Annotated in this window: 17 protein-coding genes; 6 read left to right on the forward strand and 11 right to left on the reverse strand. The window is 41.0% G+C overall.

Features of this window, described 5'->3' with window-relative positions:
- Positions 1–39: 39 nt before the first annotated feature.
- Positions 40–969: a DMT family transporter gene (locus tag KAN5_RS15150; RefSeq protein WP_244390042.1), complete on the reverse strand. Its 930-nt coding sequence runs from the start codon at positions 967–969 to the stop codon at positions 40–42.
- 127 nt (positions 970–1,096) lie between these two features.
- Here KAN5_RS15150 and KAN5_RS15155 point away from each other — a divergent pair, with 127 nt between their 5' ends.
- Positions 1,097–2,539, forward strand: coding sequence for a PLP-dependent aminotransferase family protein (locus KAN5_RS15155; protein ID WP_016709953.1), 1,443 nt, complete (start codon positions 1,097–1,099; stop codon positions 2,537–2,539).
- A 69-nt stretch (positions 2,540–2,608) separates the two neighbouring features.
- On the opposite strand, the gene KAN5_RS15160 is transcribed toward KAN5_RS15155, so the two are convergent.
- On the reverse strand, positions 2,609–3,406 hold the full coding sequence (locus KAN5_RS15160) for a YggN family protein (protein WP_138554705.1): 798 nt from the start codon (positions 3,404–3,406) through the stop codon (positions 2,609–2,611).
- Between the two features lie 408 nt (positions 3,407–3,814).
- Here KAN5_RS15160 and KAN5_RS15165 point away from each other — a divergent pair, with 408 nt between their 5' ends.
- The gene (locus tag KAN5_RS15165) at positions 3,815–4,003 is read left to right on the forward strand and encodes a hypothetical protein (protein WP_029216238.1); all 189 of its coding nucleotides are present in this window, start codon (positions 3,815–3,817) and stop codon (positions 4,001–4,003) included.
- 49 nt (positions 4,004–4,052) lie between these two features.
- Here KAN5_RS15165 and KAN5_RS15170 read toward each other — a convergent pair whose 3' ends face one another.
- Together KAN5_RS15170 and KAN5_RS15175 are read right to left on the reverse strand one after the other, a co-directional pair.
- A complete protein-coding gene (locus KAN5_RS15170) occupies positions 4,053–4,544 on the reverse strand; it encodes a glutathione peroxidase (protein ID WP_016709956.1) in 492 nt (163 codons plus the stop codon).
- A 67-nt stretch (positions 4,545–4,611) separates the two neighbouring features.
- Positions 4,612–5,481 carry a LysR family transcriptional regulator gene (locus KAN5_RS15175; protein WP_138554707.1) on the reverse strand — a complete coding sequence of 290 codons (870 nt, stop codon included), beginning with the start codon at positions 5,479–5,481 and terminating at the stop codon, positions 4,612–4,614.
- A gap of 167 nt (positions 5,482–5,648) precedes the next feature.
- Between KAN5_RS15175 and KAN5_RS15180 the strand changes: the two genes are divergently transcribed.
- Positions 5,649–6,803 carry an iron-containing alcohol dehydrogenase gene (locus KAN5_RS15180; protein WP_016709958.1) on the forward strand — a complete coding sequence of 385 codons (1,155 nt, stop codon included), beginning with the start codon at positions 5,649–5,651 and terminating at the stop codon, positions 6,801–6,803.
- A 35-nt stretch (positions 6,804–6,838) separates the two neighbouring features.
- Here KAN5_RS15180 and KAN5_RS15185 read toward each other — a convergent pair whose 3' ends face one another.
- The 3 genes from KAN5_RS15185 to KAN5_RS15195 form a co-directional block, all read right to left on the reverse strand.
- Positions 6,839–7,138 carry an AzlD domain-containing protein gene (locus tag KAN5_RS15185; protein ID WP_016709959.1) on the reverse strand — a complete coding sequence of 100 codons (300 nt, stop codon included), beginning with the start codon at positions 7,136–7,138 and terminating at the stop codon, positions 6,839–6,841.
- On the reverse strand, positions 7,135–7,797 hold the full coding sequence (locus KAN5_RS15190) for an AzlC family ABC transporter permease (RefSeq protein ID WP_244390958.1): 663 nt from the start codon (positions 7,795–7,797) through the stop codon (positions 7,135–7,137). The genes KAN5_RS15185 and KAN5_RS15190 overlap by 4 nt, the downstream gene beginning before the upstream one ends.
- Positions 7,798–7,911: 114 nt before the next feature.
- Positions 7,912–8,763 (reverse strand): AraC family transcriptional regulator, encoded by an 852-nt coding sequence (locus KAN5_RS15195; protein WP_138554709.1) that lies wholly within the window; start codon positions 8,761–8,763, stop codon positions 7,912–7,914.
- Positions 8,764–8,960: 197 nt separating this feature from the next.
- Here KAN5_RS15195 and KAN5_RS15200 point away from each other — a divergent pair, with 197 nt between their 5' ends.
- Positions 8,961–9,617, forward strand: a complete 657-nt coding sequence (locus KAN5_RS15200; protein WP_029216239.1) for a cytochrome b/b6 domain-containing protein — start codon at positions 8,961–8,963, stop codon at positions 9,615–9,617.
- A 63-nt stretch (positions 9,618–9,680) separates the two neighbouring features.
- Here KAN5_RS15200 and KAN5_RS15205 read toward each other — a convergent pair whose 3' ends face one another.
- The gene (locus KAN5_RS15205; RefSeq protein WP_016709963.1) at positions 9,681–10,133 is read right to left on the reverse strand and encodes a cytochrome c; all 453 of its coding nucleotides are present in this window, start codon (positions 10,131–10,133) and stop codon (positions 9,681–9,683) included.
- Between the two features lie 121 nt (positions 10,134–10,254).
- Positions 10,255–10,725: a DUF2721 domain-containing protein gene (locus KAN5_RS15210; protein WP_016709964.1), complete on the reverse strand. Its 471-nt coding sequence runs from the start codon at positions 10,723–10,725 to the stop codon at positions 10,255–10,257.
- Between the two features lie 247 nt (positions 10,726–10,972).
- Here KAN5_RS15210 and KAN5_RS15215 point away from each other — a divergent pair, with 247 nt between their 5' ends.
- Positions 10,973–15,367 carry a S8 family serine peptidase gene (locus tag KAN5_RS15215; protein ID WP_244390043.1) on the forward strand — a complete coding sequence of 1,465 codons (4,395 nt, stop codon included), beginning with the start codon at positions 10,973–10,975 and terminating at the stop codon, positions 15,365–15,367.
- Between the two features lie 146 nt (positions 15,368–15,513).
- Positions 15,514–17,697, forward strand: a complete 2,184-nt coding sequence (locus KAN5_RS15220) for a S9 family peptidase (protein WP_244390044.1) — start codon at positions 15,514–15,516, stop codon at positions 17,695–17,697.
- A gap of 39 nt (positions 17,698–17,736) precedes the next feature.
- On the opposite strand, the gene KAN5_RS15225 is transcribed toward KAN5_RS15220, so the two are convergent.
- Positions 17,737–19,218, reverse strand: coding sequence for a HAMP domain-containing sensor histidine kinase (locus tag KAN5_RS15225; RefSeq protein WP_244390045.1), 1,482 nt, complete (start codon positions 19,216–19,218; stop codon positions 17,737–17,739).
- Positions 19,219–19,227: 9 nt separating this feature from the next.
- Positions 19,228–19,956 (reverse strand): response regulator transcription factor, encoded by a 729-nt coding sequence (locus KAN5_RS15230; protein WP_244390046.1) that lies wholly within the window; start codon positions 19,954–19,956, stop codon positions 19,228–19,230.
- Between the last annotated feature and the right edge of the window lie 15 nt (positions 19,957–19,971).

Below are 19,971 nucleotides of genomic sequence, written 5' to 3' on the forward strand. Positions count from 1 at the left end.
CAAGTAGGCGCTTTGGCGTTAGTTGCGTATATACGCATTCTAACTGGGGATGGAGCTTTTTTGCAGCAATGAACGCGTTGCAAAAAATGCTTTAATTCTTTGTGTGGGGGTCAGTACAATGGCGTTACCTACTAACACCAAGCTAAAGCCTATAAACGTATTGGCCTGCCAAATAAAACCTTCAAACAGTGTGCTTAAAATCACTGCAACTAACGGAAACAGCACAATGACATAACTGGCGCGCTCTGGGCCGATGTTTTTCAATAGTGCAAAGTAACAAGCAAAAGCTATTACGGTGCCAAGTACAGCTAAATAAACTAATGAATACCAGTAACTCGCAGGTGCAGAGAAGCTCAAACTAGCATCGGTTATAAATACATAACATAACAACCCAATCGCACTGTAGAGCATGCCCCAAGCATTGCCTTGCATAACGCCAATTTGCTGTTGAGAGTTACGAACACTCACCATATTACCTAATGAGGCCACAAACGTACCGGCTAAAGCAAGTAGTAAACCGACCAACGCCCCATTACTTAAGTCGAACTGCTGTAATTGTGGCCAAAACAAGCTGACGATGCCAACAACACCAATTAATGCACCGCTGTAAATTCGTTTTGCAATCGGCTTACCAAAGAATAAGCGAGTATTTACGATATTCATAAGTAATAACATTGAAAATGCGATTGACGCCATGGCAGACGTTAAATAATTTTGCGCCCAGTACAGTACTAAGTAGTTTAGACCAAAATTACACAGTGCCAATAATATGAAAAAGCCATGGTCGCGACGGCTATAATTCATTGGTAACTTTTTAACACTTACCCAAACCCACATTAATATGGCCGCTAAACTAAAACGATAAAATAGTGATACTTCTACGGCTATGTCGCCAAGTTGAAATTCGATTGCAAGCCACGTCGAGCCCCAAATCAAAACAGTTATAATATAAAGCGCGATGCTTTTCATGGCCGATCCTAGTATGTCGATTAAGTGTTTATTTTAATACGCTTCTGTATACTTAACATATACAGAAAACTAGAAATGCAACCTATACAGATTTTGACTGTTGATAGGACTATTCTAAGAGGTTCAGATGTCGTTAGTTGTCAGTAAAAGTAATCATGACTTTTTATACTTGCAAGTTATGCAGTTGATCCGTGAATTATCAGAGAAGGGAACTTTACTGCCCGGTGAAAAGCTACCTTCACTGCGCAAAATGGCCGATAAACTTAAAGTAAGTATTCCGACGGTTAAACTGGCTTATCAATCACTTGAAGCACAAGGTCTGGTAGAAGCACGTGAAAAATCAGGCTACTTTTTAAAGTCATCGACTACGCCATTAGCACGGCCTAAGCGAGTCAAACTCAGCCGTGAGCCAGTTGCAGTGAATATGCAAGTGTTGATAGAGCAAGTTTATGATGCTATCCATCAAGCAGATGTGGTGCCATTTGGCATTGCTAATCCGGTGGCGGCGGCACCCACCGATAAAATGCTTAGCCGGACAATGCGCCGAGTTATGTCTATTGCTGGTAGCCGAGCCATTAATTATGGCGCAATTGATGGTTTTGCCCCGCTGAAAAAGCAACTGATCCATCGTTATTTAGATTTTGGGATTGGTGTTGACCCGCAAGAGTTGGTGATCACTAATGGTGCGCAAGAGGCGTTAGCAATCGCTCTTAAATGTGTGACTAAAGCGGGTGATGTGATCGCCATTGAGTCGCCTTGCTATTTCGGCATTATTGAACTGATCGAAAGTTTAGGGTTGAAAGCACTTGAGATCCCATTATGCCCTGATGATGGGATCTGGCTTGATGATCTGAGTCAGGCTTTACAGGATCATGATATTAAAGCGTGTGTTTTCTCTACCTCGATTAATAATCCTGTTGGCAGCTTTATGCCAGATAATAAGCGTAAAGATCTGGTCGCATTATTAGAGTCTCATAATGTGGTATTGATTGAAGATGATGTTTACGGTGACTTACACTTTACTGCACAACGTGGCACACCTGCGCAAACCTATTCAACCAAAGGCTTGGTGCTCACTTGTGCATCGTTTTCAAAAACGGCAGCACCGAGCTATCGCGTTGGTTGGTTGATTGCTGGTAAGTTTGCTGCCCAAGCTCGGCGCTATAAACGTGCATTGAGTTGTTCGACTTCGTTGATCAATCAGTGGACGTTATATGAGTTTGTGCAAAGCGGTGAATACGAGCGTAATCTTAAGCTACTGAAACAGCGTTTACGAAATAACAAAGAGCGGATGATCTGGTGTTTACAACAAGCGTTTCCGAGTACTGCGCGGATCAGCGATCCGCAAGGTGGTTGTGTGATTTGGGTTGAGCTAGGTAGCGGTTATGATAGCGTTAAACTGTTTCAGCTTGCGCTTGAAAATGGCATTAGTATTACTCCAGGCTACATTTTTTCTGCCACCAATAAATACCGTAATTGCATTAGGTTAAGTTATGGTTTGCCGTGGACTGAAAAACTTGAGCAAGCCATAAAAACACTGGGTGAACTTATTCATTTAGCGAAAAAATAAAAAAGCAGCACCTTAAAAAGAGTGCTGCTAAAGGGATATCAAATTTTTGTCGTTAACTAAAGACTCTGCTTAGTTATTTTTTTTATAGCTAAACAGTTGATAATCTTTTAATTCTGGTACTAGTTTCACCAGTTGTTGCTCTTGCTCTGCAATGGTAGAAAAGTTACCACACAGTGCGTCAGCGCGTTTTTCTAATTGATTCGCTTGTTGCTCAACCTTGGCTTCGATTTCTGCGCCCATGTTCTCCATACGTTGTTCAAAGGCTTGCATGTCCCCGCCGGAGCCCATTAGTTCTGAACCTACCGCCATTAAAATACTGCCCATTGATTGCATCATGGCTGATTGCACAGCTGTTTCTATTTGCTCATCAAACTGGCTTTCAAAGTTTTCACCAAACTGCTGAAAACTCTGCTGTCCCATCACAAATGTACCTTGTTGATAAAAGGTATTCTCAACTTCCACTTTAATATCAGCCATTAGCTCATTAATGCTATCTAGGCTATCAATATTAAATGCATTAGCCACTTCTTCAATGGCAACACCAGCAATTTTAACACCGTCAAGGGCAATGTTTGCGACTTCAGGTAATTGGCTGCGTAGGCTATTTGAATACGTCGTAATTGCTTGGCGTTGTTGATTGTTAAGTGCCACTGTTTGGCCATTTATTTTTAGATCGCCTTGCTCGGCAAAACTCATCGTGTTGTTGTCTGCGGTAAAGATTTCTAGCTCATTTGGCTTTATACGCACGTCATTTTTAAATTCGACGTCGCAAGAATCGCCACTGAAAGAAATATTAGTCTCATTATCAGTATGCGCTACTGCCCCTGTGGCAATAAAAAAAGAGCCGATTAATAGTAATTTTTTCATTTTAATATCCTGCAAATTTGTTGATTTTAACGAGTGCGTATTTTTCGTATTTAAAACTTATCAAGTTTGATGCCAATAATTTTTAACATTATAAAACAATGTATTAGTTGTTTTTTTTATATTTTTAATCGTATGAGTAGATAATAATAAAACTACTTTTTAGTCATTTTGACTAACTTTGTTGTATTAATAAAATATGTTTATCGTTTCGATAAAAAACTCTCACTTTCCAGAATTAAAATTTAGCGCTATTTATTCACAATATTGACATGACACCATTTTAAGATTGGGTTGTGGCTTTATTTTGGTGCACTTTCGACGTATGAAATTGTGCTGAACATTTTTAATTTCACCAATGACAGTGATAAAAAATCCTTAATTGGTCTCAAACACTTTATGGAGTGGGTTGTGGGTAAGACATTTAGTTACGATGCGCTAGATGACGATTTTGTTGAAGACGAGTACGAAATGGTCGGGCGTAATCAACACGACAAGAATAAGCAAAAGGTTAAGAAAAAGTTGGAAGACTACCTTGAGCAAAAACGCTTGCGTAAAAACTTGGGCGAAGATGACTTGGATGAGTACTTAAACGACTAAGTGATAATTTAGATAAAGAGGCAGATTGCCTCTTTATTGCTTTTAGTGTTTACGTATTACTGCTTTTAAGGGCTTTAATAATAGCACCTTCGATTTGCTGCGGCTTAGTAAATGGTGCAAAGCGTTTAATTGCCTCGCCATTTCGGCCTATTAAAAACTTAGTAAAATTCCACTTTATTTTACGTGTTAAAAACCCAGGCAAAGCCGATTTTAAGTGCCTAAACACCGGATGAGCGTGTTCACCGTTGACATCTACCTTGCTCATCATCACAAAGTCTACACCGTAATTAATTAAGCACCCTTGCTCAATATCTTTGGCACTGCCTGGTTCTTGCTTGCCAAACTGATTACATGGAAAGCCAATAATGACTAAGCCTTGCTGATGATATTTTTCATGCAGCGCTTGTAAGCCAGCATATTGTGGGGTGAAGCCACATTGACTAGCGGTGTTAACCACAAGCACAACTTTGTTTTTAAAGTCATTAAACTCAATAGATTGCCCTTGCAGGCTGGTGGCGCTAAGCTGATAAAAGTCGTTCATATTGGAGGTTTTTTATTTTTGTTTGTTAAAGTTTATCCTGTGTAGCGACAGACTTAAAGTTTAAATTTTAGTCATTAGAAAAACTAGTTAATAAGTATTCAATTAGTAATCGAACACGGTAGGGCATTAAATCCTTGCGAGGGTACACCAGCCAAGATGCATTATCGGTCACTTGATATTCATCAAGTAAAGTTACCAGCTGACCTTGTTGCACATAGGGCTGAACAATATCACTGGCTAAGTGAGCAATACCTAAGCCAGCTAAAGTCGCGCTGAGTAATGCTCTTGGGTGATTACTACGCCAATTACCATTTATTTTTACTTCTTTTATTTCACCAGCAAAACTAAATCGCCAACGCTTACCCATAGCAACTAAGCAATTATGATCTATTAGTTGTAATGGTGTGGTGGGTGATGTGTAGTGTGCTAAGTATTCAGGGCTGGCAACCAAAGTCATTATGCGTGGGCTAAGTGGTCGTGCTATTAAGTTTGAGTCTTGCATACGACCAAAACGAATAGCGAGATCAAAGCCTTCTTCAACTAAATCGACATTGCGATTGTTAAAGTCCATATCCACTTCCACCTCAGGGTAGCGTTTTACAAACTCAACTATTTTCGGTGCAACATGGCAGGCAACGAATTCACCCGCACCAGAAATTCGAATTAGCCCTTTAGGTTTGCGTTGCTCACCTTGTAATTGATTATTAGCGTCAATTAATTCTTGTTTAATGGCTTTGAGTTTAACGGCATATTCACGGCCAGCATCCGTGAGGCTTATTTTTCGCGTAGTGCGTTGAAACAGTAGTGAACCTAGGCGGTTTTCAAGCTGCTGTACTTGGCGGCTAATATGGGATGTAGATACTTCCATAGCTTTTGCCGCTTGAGTAAAGCTGCCATGTTCAACTACATGTAAAAATTCATCAAGGCCTTGCCACATTTTTAGTTCTCAAAATTTAAGTAATAGTAGTTTATAGCATCTATTGTTGCAGCTGTGCAAAAGTGATTCTCTGATCTTAGTCTTTTAATAAATGATTTAACCCCTACAATTACATGGTCAGCAAATTTTAGCTCATACGAATGAGCACTCTAAGCAATGGAGCAAGCATGTTAAATTTTAGTTTTGCAAACCCCACCAAAATTCATTTTGGTGAACAGCAAATCGCAGCAATTAAAAGTGAGATCCCTGCCAACGCGACAGTATTGGTTACGTATGGCGGCGGCAGTATTAAAAGTAATGGTATTTATGATCAAGTCGCAGATGCCTTGAGTGAACATACTTGGTTTGAATTTTCGGGTATTGAACCAAATCCAAGCTATCAAACATGTATGAAGGCTGTGGCTTTGGTAAAAGAAAAGCACGTAGATTTTATTCTTGCCGTGGGTGGGGGGTCGGTTATTGATGGTAGTAAGTTTATTGCCGCTGCGGCAAACTACGATGGTGAGCCGTGGGATATTTTAGCCAAAGGTGGTGAAGTTAAATCAGCCATTGCATTGGGTGTGGTATTAACCTTACCTGCCACGGGGTCTGAATCAAACTCTTTCAGTGTGGTTTCTAATCTTGATAGCCACGATAAACTGCCATTTTCAAGCCCTTCAGTGCAACCGAAATTTGCTGTGCTTGACCCTGCAGTAACCTACTCATTACCAAAGCGCCAAGTTGCTAATGGTATTGTAGATGCGTTTGTACATACTATGGAGCAGTACTTAACTTATGACGTAGGCGCTAAACTACAAGATCGTTTCGCCGAAGGCATTTTAATGACCTTAATAGAAGAAGGTCCTAAAGCATTCAGTGAGCCAGATAATTACCAAGTACGTGCAAATATTATGTGGTCAGCCACTATGGCGTTAAATGGCTTAATTGGTGCGGGTGTACCGCAAGATTGGTCTACACATATGTTAGGACATGAAATGACGGCGGTTTACGGCCTTGATCATGCTCAAACATTAGCCATTGTTTTACCACGCATGATGGCTGAGCAAAAAGAGACTAAGCGCGGTAAAATTTTGCAATATGCAGAGCGTGTTTTAGGGTTGGATATCACTGATGAAGATGCAGCTATTGAGCAAGCAATTGCTGCTACTGAAGCGTTTTTCCACAGTGTTAATATGCCAACACGTTTAAGTGATTATGAATTGGGTGAAGAAGTGGCTGACAAAATTATTGAGCAACTTGAGCGCCACGGGATGACGGCATTGGGTGAGCGCGAGCAAGTCACTTTAGATAAAAGTCGCGCTATTTTACTCGCTAGCGTTTAATACTGCTAATAGCGCATTAGCACGCTACTAATGCGCTAATTTAATATTAAAAACAAACCCATACCAACCAAGGTCGTGTAATAAATGTTGTGTGTTTTATATGCGACAATAATGGCTGCGATTGCTGCACTAAGATAAGGGTTTTGCCAATCTAAATTTATCCCATCATCTGTTACAAAGACAATTGGTACCCAAATAGCGGTTAACACAGCTGGGGCGCTAAAACTTAAAAACTGCTGCATTTTCGGGCCGACTTTAAAAGGCAAAGCGCGGTGCAAAAATAAGTAGCGAGTAAAAAAGGTAATGCAGGCCATGAGTAAAATAGTGGTCATCATAGGTTATGCTCCGCTTGAGTATTCACACGGCTGATAGCATAGCCTACAGTCATTGCTGTTAATGCTGCGACTACCAACCATAATTCGAATCCGTGGCTTTTAAGTAGTGTTGCCACCACGCCTGCGGTGATCACTGTTGCTAATGTGGCAAGGTTTTTAATCCCTGGGATCACTAGTGCGATAAAGGTTGCCGCTATAGCAAAGTCTAACCCTAAATTAGTTAGATCAGGTAGCAAGCTACCAGCAACAATGCCTATAAAGGTCCATAGGTTCCATGCAATGTAAAAGCTAAATCCAGCACTTAATGCATACACTAACCGTGTTTTTGTGCGGTACGCTTTACGATGATGTGAAAACGCAAATAACTCGTCGGTCAGTACAAAGCTGACCGGTAAGCGCCAGCGCATGGGTTGATCGATTACTTTATGACGCACAGCCAAGCCATATAAAAAGTGCCGTGAGCTAATAATAAAGGTGGTAAATAAAATGGTCAGTAATGGTGTGTTGCCTGCTATTAGTTCAATGGCAACGAGCTGCGCCGAGCCTGCGAATACCAGTAATGACATCGCTTGGGTTTCAACAGCAGTAAAGCCATTCTGGATTGCCAAAGAGCCACATAATATCCCCCACGGGATCACCGCTAAACACAGCGGTAGCATATCTAAGAACCCTTTTAATAACGCCTTTCTCACTGTTTTCCCCTTTATTACTTTAAGCTGATTTAGTCTTGCTGCTTGTTAATGTTGAACTGGTTTTAGATTGTAATAATAACGTTAGTTGATGTTTGCAGGTGCACTTTTGTTAGGACTAAAGAGATTACGATACTGACCCGGTGTTACGCCAAGCCGAGATTTAAAGTGATGATGTAAGTGGCTTTGATCATGAAAGCCACATTCGCTTGCCGTTTGGCTAACATTTAAACCATGTTTTAATAATGTTTTTGCCTGCAGAATACGGCGTTGTATTTGATACGCGTGAGGGGTTAAACCATATTGTTTTTTATATTGGCGAATAAAATGAAATGGACTCATATGGCTAAGTGCAGCTAGTCGCTCTAGGCTAATTTCTTCACAACAAAAAGCATCAAGGTATTGTTGCGCATGTGCAAGATTTGCTTTGGCTTTTAGTTGTTTTAATTGTCGACAGTCTTGTTTAAACGACAGCATTAACTGAGTCATCACACTATAAAATAAGCTTTCTGTGTGCAGTTGGTTATTACCATTGCTGGTTAAGCCGTTTAATAATTGGTTTAACTGACGGGTTAAAGCTTGATTGTTATAAACTGCGCTATCAAAATACGGCGCGCCACAGCGAATACCGTTTAGCTCTTGAGAGAGTGCAGAAAATTGCTCTGGGCGAGGGTACATGGCACGATACGCCCAACCCGATTCAGTGGCTGTTTGGCCGTTATGAATTTGATCTGCATTGACTAAAATAATGCTATTTTTCGGTGCTATATGGTTACTGCCGCTACGATAAAATTTTTGCGCCCCACAATCAATCAAGCCAATGGTATAGCCTTCATGACTATGACGAGAAAAATTTTGACGCGTAAAGCTTGCCTGTAAAGCCTCTAACCCTCCTAATTTTTCATGGTAAAAAAAAGTTGATTGTTCATCTTTCATTCGCACCACTTTTGTTATTTTACATTAATTAAGATTGAGTATATCTAAACTGATATACAAAGCTTGTAAAAAATTGCTCGTTGTTGGCCGCATAATAAACCGCGGTTCGACGAGTTCAATAGGCGTATAAAGTTGTCTGTGGCATTATTACGTAAGAGACGCATTTAAGGGGAATAATTTCGATGGATCAGCAAGTTTTGCAGAAAATTAAAGTATGGGACGGGTTTATCCGCAGTTTTCATTGGTTATTAGTGATTGCTATCGCAACACTCTATTTTAGTGCTGAAGAAGGCATGATGGAGTTGCACTTTGTCGCTGGGTATTTCACATTAGCCTTGCTGTTAACTCGGCTTATTTGGGGAGTAGTTGGTAGCCAAACGGCTAAATTGAGCGCTCTACTTCATTCACCTATTGCTGCACTAAAATCATTTAAGCAAACAGATAATAAACCTGGGCACGGTGCTGCGGGCAGTTATATGGTGTTAGCATTTTTTGCTTTATTGCTAACGCAACTGGTTAGTGGTTTGATGACCACTGACGATATTTTAACTGATGGCCCGTTGGTCCAATATGTTTCAAGCCAAGTGGTTGAGTGGGCAGGCTGGGTGCATCATAAAAACTTCGATCTATTATTCTACGCGATTATTTTGCACGTAGCCGCGATTATTATTTACCGTATCAAAGGTAAAAAGTTAGTAAAAGCGATGGTTACGGGATATGCAGAGCAAAGTGTTACTAATAGCGATGCAAAGTTAACTAAGTCGCCATGGCTGGCGGTTGTTATTTTTGTGCTGTTATTGGCAGGTTTAATGATGACGTGGGGCGCAGAGCCACTCAGTTACTTGTTTAGTTAATGTAAAAGTATATCAAAAACGGCGCTAGTTAAGCGCCGTTTTAGTGTAAAAATCTGCTAGAGACTAATCTTTAAATGAAGAGTGGCAGTCTTTACAGCCTTTAGCCCATGGGCCAAATGCTTTGGCGATTATTTTTTTATCGCCTGTTTGTGCTGCAACAGCAAGCTCATCAGCGTATTGCTGGAAAGCAGTTGCTTTTTTCATAAAGGTTTCGTTATCACTCCAAATAGCAGGGAGCGCTGATGTTTCACCTTTATCTGAATCTGCTACAAATGCTTCCCATGGCATTTTTGATAATGCGGCAGCGTTATTTGCACGGTGTTTAAAGCGCTCTGCATCAAAAGGCACTTTGCCTTTTAACATGTCGCCCATATCACCAATTTGTACACGGATCATTGAAAACGCAGCTTGGCGATATTCAATTGCATCCGATGGTTTTTCAAATGCAGAGTTTGCTGTCGCGCTTAGCGCGAGTGTAGAAAGTGCCGCACCTAAAAATATTTGCTTTAACTTCATTCCTTTTGCCCCTTGTTAGTAATTCATTGCTTGAATAGCTGCTGTTGTATCTCAGCAGGGTCGATTATTCAAGTTTATTGCGGTTAAACTGAACTGCTATTGAATTTAATCACTCAAATCTTTAGTCATTGATATCAATATCGGCAAAGATCATCCCGCGGCGCATACTGCGAGTTGCTAAGAATACTTCTCCAAGTAGCGACATAAAGGCACAAATAAGCAATGCCATCGCGCCTACGAAGCAAATGCCAATAGTAACCCCTAGATTCACAGATTGAATATGCGATAAAAACAGCAGCATAACCACAGCACACACAAGCACTGCACTTAATACACTTAAACTAAAAGCAATATGAATACAGCGAGAGCGTTTTAACAATGCTCGAAGTTCAGTGGTCAGGGACGAATTAAATTCTTCATCCGTGCTGACTTTTAATTTTCGCTCAAGCTGTCTGGCTCGATCAGTGATGCGCGCTAAACGATTGGATAAGACCCCAAGCGTAGCAGCAATACCAGTGATTAAAAAAACCGGCGCAACGGCAGTTTGGATCACTTTTGCCATTGTTAATATATTTATTACATCAGAGTTCATTGTTTCTCTTTTAGGTTACAGGTGCGTATTGGTTACGTTTATTTACAATGGTTTACATTTTGTGTTTTTAAGTTTTAATGTTTATTTACAATGTGTTATAGCTTTTTTTTAGAGTTTTCGCTCGACTTTGTAATTAATATGTAATCGGGTTGTTGTTATTTTGGGTTGTGAAGTCCTATATTAGTTCGGCACTATTTTAGGATCACTAAGTAAGTACAATAATATATAACATATCCCAGGGGAAACTATGTCTAATAATTTAATAAAAAGAACAGCAGTTGCAACTGCTGTCACCAGTGTTTTAATTACTTCATTTGCGAGTGCAAGCTCATTAGCAACTTCTGTAAACTTAAAAAATTATAGCTCAGAGATTACTAAAATCGAGCAGGCAGATGTAAAAGAACAACAACCTTCTGCTCATATGATTGTATTACGGGCGACAACAGCAGCTGATCTTATGGCGCAAGGCACTTATCAGGCTGGTGATAGTCGCGCAACAATTGCACAAATTGAACAAGTGCAAAGTGAAGTGACTCTTGAATTAAGTAGCTTAGATTTTGCTACAAAAATTATTGGTCAAACTAAAGTACTTGCGCCAACATTGATTGTGCAAGCAAGTCCAGCTGCATTAGAAAAAATTGCTAATGACCATCGCGTTGCCAAAGTTCTACCTATGTATGATTATGAGTTACATGTAGCTGCATCGGCCGACTATTTAAAAGCCTCACCGCTGGTTGCTAATGGCACTGTCACCGGTAAAGGTCAAACAGTGGCTGTACTTGATACTGGTATTGACTATACGCACAAAATTTTTGGTGGTGCAGGTACTGTTGAAGCGTATGACGCAGCGCAAGCAGATCCAACATCCGTGGCTTGGCCACAAGGCATCGTACACGGGGGTTATGATTATATCCGTGATGACGCAGATCCTATTGAACACGATCCTGAAGTTGTAATACCTGATGTTGATGAGCCAACAAGTCACGGTACGTCAGTTTCCCACTCTGTTACCGGTATTGCTCCTGAGGTTGAATTATATGTGTATTCAGTGTGTGGTGGTGGTTGTCCAAGTGCGGCACAAGCATCTGCATTAGAAGCGGCAATGGATCCTAATGGTGATGGTGATATCTCTGATCGTGTTGATGTTATTAACATGTCTTTAGGCGGTGAATTTGGGGGGACTTACATAGATGGTGGTGCTCAATACTTAATTCAAAAAGCCGTTGATTTAGGAGTTAATGTTGTTATCTCAGCAGGTAATGACGGTGATAATCCTTTTCGAGTGGGTGGCCCAAGTACGACACCAAACGCATTATCAGTGGGGGCGATGACACATCCAACGTTAGATGTAGGTGTTGCATCAGGTACAGTACTAGGTGAAGAAGTTGTTTTTCAGCCTTCTGGTTTTGGTCCACAAACTGCGTTTGCAATGACAGATACAGATGCTGAACTTGTCTATCCTGCAGAAAATCAAAATGGCTGTGTCGAATTCTCACCAGAGACTGACTTTTCCGGTAAAGCCGTGCTTATAGATCGTGGCGCGTGTAACTTCACTGCAAAAGTGTTGCATGCGCAGCAGCGCGGTGCGTCGTTTGTATTTATTGCAAATAATGTCGATGATGGCACGCCTGCATCAATGGGCGGATTTGACGCAGCGGTTACCATCCCAAATATTGGGATCACTTTTGCGACCGGTACAGCGATGAAAGCTGAACTTGAAGCTGCAAATAAGGTGGCTTATAACGTTGTAGTTGAACGCAAAGTGACATCAGGTGCAGTGGCAACGTTCTCTTCACGTGGACCATCAATGGACGGTTTGTTAAAGCCGGAAATTACCGCTCCAGGTACGAGTATTATGGTGGCTGCAACGGGCACGCAAGATCAATTAGCTCCGGCATCAGGAACGTCTTTCTCTGGTCCTATTACTGCGGGCGCTGTAGCCTTAGTACGCGAAGCGCATCCAGATCGCAATGCTTTTGAAATTAAAGCGACGCTAATGAATACCGCAGATCTCAATGTGACTAATAAGCCACTAAGCACCAATCCAGATTCTGAACTTGCACCGATTAGTATGATTGGTGCGGGTTTAGTTAATGTTGAAAAAGCGGTTAACTTACCGGTAGCGGCATGGGTGGATAATACTGAGTTTAATACTAAGCAAGCAGCATTATCGTTTGGCTTAGAGAACTTGAAAGAGGTTACGGATTTCACTAAAACAGTGACAGTGAAAAACTTCTCGACAGCAGCAAAAACTTATAAGCTCCGTACTGAAGCACGCTATCAAAATGATGAAGAGACAGGTGCAATTAGCTGGGATATTCCAGCTAGTGTGACAATACCTGCAGGTCAGACGACAGAGTTTGATGTAACGCTAAGTGTTGATCCTAGTAAATTACCTGCGTGGAAACTTGAGAACCCAATTGATGGTGAAGCCGTTGCAGCACGTAGTGCAGCTTTGACATTGGTTGAATTTGACGGTGCCTTGGTGTTTGATGATGTGGATGACAGTGAATCAGACTACGCGCTGCATGTTGTTTATCATGCATTACCAAAAGCTGCATCTGAATTAAGTCTTGCTCCAGAGGTTGTGGGTAATGAAATGCAGCTTGTTGTTGAAAATACTGGTGCTACCACCGTTTCAACAATGACAGAAAACATTGTGGCCATTGGCACTGAAAAATCAGCACCAGAAGCGCCATTTAATATTCTAGCTACAACATTTAATGCCATTGCATTAGAAGGGTGTGAATCAGGCGTATTGGTCACAGCATCGATTCAATTACGTGATGAAATCACGCATGTATTCCAAGCGGGTTATCGTTTGGATATCGACATCAATAATGATGGTGCTTACGATTACTTATTACAAAATTATAATGATCGCGGTCGTACGACGCCTACTCCAGGACGCTCACGCACTGTTATTGGCACTATTGATGAAGCTGGTGTTGAAACGCTTCGCTATTTAATGCCGTTATATCAATCAGCTGGCGAAGATACCATTACCTTCTCTGCATGTAGTGAGAGACTAGGGCTAACTCAAGACAATTTAGGTGATCCGTTAAATATTAAAGCCTCTGTAGGTTATGCGTCTTACTCCAGCGGTGTGTATTTTGAAACAGATAGCCTAGTTGGTGCGACTACTTTTAGTACTTCAGCACCAGTGAGCCTCACTTCGCTGGATGGCAGCGATACTGAAGTGTATCAACTCGCTCCAGGTGAAAAAGCAATCGTTAATGCGACAACACCTTTCGCTTTTACATCTGTATCTTTACAAGATGTAGTGAAGCTTGTGACAGCTGAAGATTTAGCACTACCAGAGACACAAGCGCCTAAGCTTGCAAATGCATCATTTGATGTCGCTGAAGATGCTGAAAATGGTCATCGAGTAGGCACTTTACAGGTTGTTGAATCAGATAGAGATTTAGAGATTTCTGAGTTTTACGTACAGTCTCAAACTCATCAAGGTTTTAGTGTTGATAAGACAGGGCAAATTCTTGTATCGAACAGCTCACTTCTTGATTTTGAATCAGGTCAACAAACGGCAGAGTTGGTTATCGTAGCAATTGATACTTTAGGTAATACTTCAGAGCCTGCTTTAGTCACTATCAACATCACTAATGTTGCAGATGAAGCGAGTGAAGTCACTCCAATTGTTAATCCTGGGCAAGTATTTTCTGTAGCAGAAAATACGCCTGTTGCGACTGCATTTGCGCAACTGGCATTCAGCGATCCAGATAACAGTTCAATCACTATGTTTACTGTAACGGGCAGTGATGCAATCACTATTGATAACACTGGTATGCTAACCGTTGCACAACCACTTAATTTTGAAGAGCAAAGTACAGTGGTATTAATGGTTGTAGCGATTGATGAAGACGGTAATCAGTCAGTATCTGAATCTGTGACAATTAACGTGCTGAATGTTGCCGATGAAGGCGCCGAAGTGACACCAGTGATTGAAGCTGGCCAAACCTTCAAAGTGCAAGAGAATGCAGAAGCAGGCACTATCATTGGTCAATTGCGCGCTATTGACCCTGATACAGAAGTAACGCCAATTGAAAGTTACACTGTGGAAGGTCATGACGGTATTACCATTGATGAGCTTGGTCAAATCACGGTTACTGGTGAAATTGATTTTGATGCAACACCAGAAATCAAATTAATGGTTAGCGCAACAGATAGTGCTGGTAATCAATCTACAGCTGTTGAAGTGATTATTACAGTAACTGAAGATGCCTTGGAAAACACGCCAGTGATTGCTGAAAATCAGCGTTTTAGTGTTGATGAAAATGCCGCGCTTGGTACAGTGATTGGTACGCTTAACTTCAGTGATCCAGATGCCGATGTTAGCCCAGTTACTAAGTTTTTAGTATCTGGTACAGACTTGGTAACAGTCAATGCTGCAGGTGAAATAGTTGTTGCAGGTAGCATTGATTATGAATATGAGCGTAACTTTACTTTCAGTGTTATTGCAGTAGATACAGCAGGAAATAGCTCGGAAGCTGTCGCTGTTGAAATCCGTGTGAAAAACATTGTGAGCAATGATGATGATGACAATGATGGTGATAGTGGTTCACTAGCTTGGTTATCATTACTAGTTGCGCCATTTGCGTTTATGCGTCGTCGTAAACAAAAATAATAGTATAACTAGAAAATAGTGATAGTTAGTAGTAAAGGGAGCTTCGGCTCCCTTTTTACATCCCTTTACAAACGCCTATAGGTAACTGCTAAGAAACTAGATATATTATAACTATGGAAAAATAATAACTTTATTTAGGGAATACTATGAAAACTCTCCATTCTTTTGCACTTGCAGCGCTATCTGTCGCTATTTTATCGGCATGCGATAAAGCGCCGGAACAAAAAATACAATCAACAATGAGTGAAACTCAAAGTGTAACCGAGCAAACTCAAGTGACTGCTCCTGTTGCAAAAAAAGTGCCCCATGAAATGACCATACATGAAGATACGCGGATCGATAACTACTACTGGATGCGTGATGATGAACGCAAAGATCCTGCGGTAATAGCGCACCTTAATGCAGAAAATACCTACACTGATGCGATGTTAAAGCACACTGAAACGCTACAAGCGACCTTGTTTGAAGAGCTAAAAGGGCGTATTCAAAAAGATGATGATTCAGTACCAACCAAAAGTGGTGATTATTACTATTCATCACAAACTCGTGGGGACAATGAATACCCAACGTATGTGCGCAGCCTTGATGCTAAAGGCACTGAGCAGCAGATTATATTAGATGTAAATGAGTTGGCTAAAGAGCATGATTATTATGCAGTGACAGGTTTATCTGTCAGTCCAAATGGTAATTTACTTGCTTATGGAGAGGATACTGTTAGTCGTCGCATTTACACCATTTGGGTTAAAGATCTCAGTACAGGTAAATTACTAACAGATAAGCTTGAGGGCACTGATGGTGATATCGTTTGGGCTAATGATAATAAAACCTTTTATTACATTAAAAAAGACTTACAAACGCTGTTAGGTTATCAGGTATACCGCCATACATTAGGTACACCACAAGCGCAAGATGAGCTCGTCTACGAAGAGACGAACACGAGTTATTACACCGGTCTTGGTAAGAGTAAAGACAAGCAAGAAATTTATATTTGGCATGCTAGCACCAATGCGTCAGGCGTATCTGTTATTGATGCGAACGATACCAAGGCACTGCCAAAACGTTTAATTGAGCGTGAAGAAAATCTGGAATATGACATTGCCAAGCTTGGTGATATTTATTACATCGTGACGAACCTAAATGCAGTGAACTTTCAGTTAATGACAGTGCATAAAGATAAAGCACATGATACAGCGAATTGGCAAACGCTGATCCCCGCTCGTGATGATATTAAACTGGAAGGCATTGATTTATTCGCTAATCACTTAGTGTATAAAGAGCGTGAAATGGGGCAATCTCGTGTCACTATCCGTAACCTAACGTCAGGTGATGAGCAGCAACTGAGCTTTAACGACAGCAGTTATATGATCCACGCTTATGGTAATAACGAGTTAGATAGCGACAGCTTACGTGTGTACTACACCAGTATGACTACCCCAGGTACCTCATACGACATTGATTTAGATAGCGCTGAAAAAACCTTACTCAAACAGCAAAAAGTTGTTGGTGATTTTAATGCTGAAAACTATGCATCGGAGCGCTTATTTATAACGGCCCGAGATGGTGTAAAAGTGCCAGTGAGTCTGGTTTACCGTAAAGACAAATTTAAACAAGATGGCAGTAACCCATTATTACAATATGCGTATGGCTCATACGGTGCAACGATGGATCCGAGTTTTTCAAGTGGCCGTTTAAGCTTGCTTGATCGCGGCTTTGTATTTGCAATTGCCCATATTCGTGGCTCGCAAATGCTGGGTCGTCCTTGGTATGAAGATGGTAAATTACTTCATAAGAAGAATACTTTTAATGATTTTGTTGATGTGACCAAGGCCTTAGTTGCCCAGCAGTATGGTGCATCCGATAACATATTTGCTATGGGTGGCAGTGCCGGTGGCTTATTAATGGGCGCGGTGGCAAATCAAGCTCCAGAGCTTTATAAAGGGATGGTTGCGGCAGTACCTTTTGTGGATGTAGTAACCACTATGTTAGATGATAGTTTACCGCTGACGACCAATGAATATGGCGAGTGGGGTAACCCAAATGACAAAGTATACTATGAGTATATGTTGTCGTACTCACCGTATGATCAAGTGAGCAAACAAGCGTACCCAAATATGTTAGTGACCACGGGTTTGCATGACTCGCAAGTGCAGTACTTTGAACCGGCCAAGTGGGTTGCGAAACTACGCGAATTTAAAACAGATGATAATAAGTTAGTGTTTAAAATTGACATGGAAGCAGGTCACGGCGGTGCATCAGGGCGTTTTAAAAGCCTTGAAGATACCGCACTTAACTATGCCTTCATTTTAGATTTAGCGGGAATTAAAAAATAGCGCTAGATGTGAGTACATTACAGCGAAGGCGTGACTAGTTCACGCCTTCGTTTTTTGTGGTAAGTTAAAGCTAAATTGGCTGCCTTTACCGAGCTCACTACGCACCTTAATTTCGCTGTTCATCAGTTGCAGTAAACCTTTGCAAATAGCCAAACCGAGTCCGCCTTGCTGATGACCTACAGTGTTGGAGTTACTTGCTTGATAGTGGGGTTCAAATATCGCGATTAATTCATCTTGTTGGATGCCCACCCCAGTATCACTAATATCTACATAGAGTTGCTCTGCGTCGGCCTGTTGTACTTGAACAATAATTTTACCACCTTTGGGCGTATGTCGAATCGCATTATCAATTAAGTTGCTTATTACTCGCTCCAGTTTGGCGATATCGGCAACCACAGTAAAGTCACAGATCACGGGTTCAACACGTAACGTCACTCCTTTGTTATCGGCTGCGACACAAAACTTAGCAACACAATCATAAATAAGCTCACCTAAATTGAAGGTTTCGGTATGCACTCTCATTTGGCCATTTTCTAAGTTTGCCAGCTCAAATATTTGCTCTATCAATAGCTTTAGTTGCTGACAATTATCGCTTGAAACACTAAGGTAATGCTGACGTTCTTGCTCACTTAATTGACGGTGAGGCTGGCTTAAAACTTCTAAAAAACCTTGCACAGATGCTAATGGTGTTCGTAAATCATGTGATAGGTGAGTGAGCAACTCTCGGCGTTGTTTATCACTTTGTGCTAATGCTTTAAACTGCTCATCAATGCGAGTAAGCATGGCTTGAATGCTTCTACCAAGGCTATCCACTTCATTATTTTTATTTGAGTAACTTGATAATTGATTATCGACTAAGCTGTAATTAGCTGCTTCTATCATGCTTACCTCAGTCGCGAGCTTTTTTATTGGTGCAGTAAAAAAGCGGAATAGAATTAAAAGTGCGATGAGTAAGAATAACAAAGCGCCAGCAAGCCACAGTCCGGCAATCCACACGTTATCATTGGCTTTAATAGTGTTAAGTGTAGTGTCGTAAGCTTCCCCACCGATGATCACATATAAGTAACCTTGTAGTACGTCTTGGTTGTAAACGGGTGCAACTGAAAAGATTTTTTGCCTACTAGGATCGCGTGGATCATCACCGTATAAAGGGGTTAATGTTCTATCTAGAATTAAGCGCTTTAGTGGAGTGAGGTTAATGTGGTCACGCTTTACTTTACCTGGTTCGGCTGAATAGGTGAGGATCGCACCTTGCGGATCCACAAAATAAAATTCAAATGCAGGACCTAACAACATCAACGTATGGAATAAATTTTCAAGAGCTTGATAGTCGTAAATGCCTTGTTGAAGGAGTGGGTTATCTTGGACTAGATGTTCAGCAAGCTGTAGGTGTAAATTTTGTTCGCCATGATGCTTAGAGGTACGCTCAAGCTGTTTGCTCCAGCCATATACTAAGGCACAAATAAAGCAAAAGATAATGACTAACGATGATGCTAATTTTTGATATAAAGATAAATTCATAATTGGCCGTTAATTGTTTAGTTGAGAGGGGTTTAGTTTATAGCCTACGCCCCACACGGTTTCGATAAACGGCGCTTGGTGATCTAGTTCAAGTTTTGCACGGAGCCGGTTAATATGTGAGTTTACGGTATGCTCGTAACCACTATGCTGATAACCCCAGACTCTATCTAACAACTGTTGACGGCTAAAGACATGATTTGGATGGCGGGCAAAATAGGCTAATAAATCAAATTCGGTAGCGGTTAAATTAAGTGCCTTATTTGCTAAATAAACTTGATGGCTAGTAAATTCGATCTGTAACGAGCCCAGTTGAATAGCGTGCTCTGTTGTTGGTGTTTTGGTTTCTTTGAGGTTTGCTGCTAATAGCTGTGCGCGATGACGTAGCTGAGTCTTTATTCGCGCCTGTAATTCACGAGAAAAAAAAGGTTTGCAAATGTAGTCATCAGCGCCCATTTCTAGGCCTATCACTTTATCCATGTCAGAGTTTAATGAAGTAACTAAAATTACGGCAATTGTTGGGTAATGCTCTTTTATTTTTCGGCACAAACTCAAGCCATCCATGTGTGGCAAATTAATATCGAGTAAAATCAAACCATAACTGTGTTTTGTTATTTTTTTCAGCGCGAGTTCTGCACTTTCAACATGATCTATATGTAAATTTAGCGGTTCAAGTTGCGTTATTATGAGTTGCCCAATTGCTTTATCGTCTTCGACGATTAGTACTTTTTCGTGTTGCATACGGTCACCTTATGG

The organism is Pseudoalteromonas sp. KAN5 (assembly GCF_022846535.1).
GTDB lineage: Bacteria > Pseudomonadota > Gammaproteobacteria > Enterobacterales > Alteromonadaceae > Pseudoalteromonas > Pseudoalteromonas haloplanktis.

Excerpts from the sequence above, each read along its gene's own strand:
- KAN5_RS15150 (WP_244390042.1), bottom strand. The coding sequence starts at position 969 with ATGAAAAGCATCGCGCTTTATATTATAACTGTTTTGATTTGGGGCTCG.
- KAN5_RS15155 (WP_016709953.1), top strand. The coding sequence starts at position 1,097 with ATGTCGTTAGTTGTCAGTAAAAGTAATCATGACTTTTTATACTTGCAA.
- KAN5_RS15160 (WP_138554705.1), bottom strand. The coding sequence starts at position 3,406 with ATGAAAAAATTACTATTAATCGGCTCTTTTTTTATTGCCACAGGGGCA.
- KAN5_RS15170 (WP_016709956.1), bottom strand. The coding sequence starts at position 4,544 with ATGAACGACTTTTATCAGCTTAGCGCCACCAGCCTGCAAGGGCAATCT.
- KAN5_RS15175 (WP_138554707.1), bottom strand. The coding sequence starts at position 5,481 with ATGTGGCAAGGCCTTGATGAATTTTTACATGTAGTTGAACATGGCAGC.
- KAN5_RS15180 (WP_016709958.1), top strand. The coding sequence starts at position 5,649 with ATGTTAAATTTTAGTTTTGCAAACCCCACCAAAATTCATTTTGGTGAA.
- KAN5_RS15185 (WP_016709959.1), bottom strand. The coding sequence starts at position 7,138 with ATGATGACCACTATTTTACTCATGGCCTGCATTACCTTTTTTACTCGC.
- KAN5_RS15190 (WP_244390958.1), bottom strand. The coding sequence starts at position 7,797 with ATGCTACCGCTGTGTTTAGCGGTGATCCCGTGGGGGATATTATGTGGC.
- KAN5_RS15195 (WP_138554709.1), bottom strand. The coding sequence starts at position 8,763 with ATGAAAGATGAACAATCAACTTTTTTTTACCATGAAAAATTAGGAGGG.
- KAN5_RS15205 (WP_016709963.1), bottom strand. The coding sequence starts at position 10,133 with ATGAAGTTAAAGCAAATATTTTTAGGTGCGGCACTTTCTACACTCGCG.
- KAN5_RS15210 (WP_016709964.1), bottom strand. The coding sequence starts at position 10,725 with ATGAACTCTGATGTAATAAATATATTAACAATGGCAAAAGTGATCCAA.
- KAN5_RS15215 (WP_244390043.1), top strand. The coding sequence starts at position 10,973 with ATGTCTAATAATTTAATAAAAAGAACAGCAGTTGCAACTGCTGTCACC.
- KAN5_RS15220 (WP_244390044.1), top strand. The coding sequence starts at position 15,514 with ATGAAAACTCTCCATTCTTTTGCACTTGCAGCGCTATCTGTCGCTATT.
- KAN5_RS15225 (WP_244390045.1), bottom strand. The coding sequence starts at position 19,218 with ATGAATTTATCTTTATATCAAAAATTAGCATCATCGTTAGTCATTATC.
- KAN5_RS15230 (WP_244390046.1), bottom strand. The coding sequence starts at position 19,956 with ATGCAACACGAAAAAGTACTAATCGTCGAAGACGATAAAGCAATTGGG.